At 51.4% G+C, this 657-nt stretch carries 2 pseudogenes; both read left to right on the top strand.

The features are described from left to right. A pseudogene (locus tag EQY_RS0122770) lies at positions 1-400 on the top strand (bifunctional DNA primase/helicase); the annotation flags it as partial. 2 nt (positions 401-402) lie between these two features. Next, positions 403-657: pseudogene (locus EQY_RS0122775) on the top strand (phage integrase); the annotation flags it as partial.

Genomic DNA, 657 nt, shown 5'->3' on the forward strand with positions numbered 1-657 from the left:
ATGGCTTGATGCCACATGTCTGGAACTGGAACAAATGGCAACAGCGCAGGTTAAAGCGGCGGCGACTGATTTACCGGAAGTGGTGGAGTTCTGGGAGGCGTTCGACTTCCTGGACGGCATAACAAAATACGGTGTAAACCACTACGGCAAGGGATGCCGCGAAGGGATTGCTATCAGTATTCCGCAACTGGCACAGGCAGCCGCCATTCACCGCGTGGAGATCCGAACCGATCGCGAAATGATTGAGTTGCTCGGAGCCGGACGTTCCCGACCTTTGACAGGCCGCAAAACCATTCGTAGTGAGGTGTCCAGACAGGCAAACGCCGGAAAAGGAGTAGCCGAAGCCAGAGAACCAGAAGTACTGAAATGCCGGATATTCAGTTACAAGGAGGGAGCTTAAGCATGTCGATCAGAAAGATGAATGATGGGCGGTGGTTGCTCGATATCAGGCCACAAGGGGCATACGGCAAACGGATACGTAAAATTTTTGCCAGGAAAGGAAGTGCAGAGAACTTCGAACAATATGTTTTGCAGAATTTCCATAATAACCCATGGCTGGCTAAACCTGCTGATCGGCGTCGATTATCAGAGTTGCTTGATACATGGTGGATGCTTGACGGGCGTAATCAGGCTTACGGCGATACCTACAGGATCCGG

It is taken from the genome of Escherichia sp. TW14182, from assembly GCF_000208525.1.
Classification (GTDB): Bacteria; Pseudomonadota; Gammaproteobacteria; order Enterobacterales; family Enterobacteriaceae; genus Escherichia; species Escherichia ruysiae.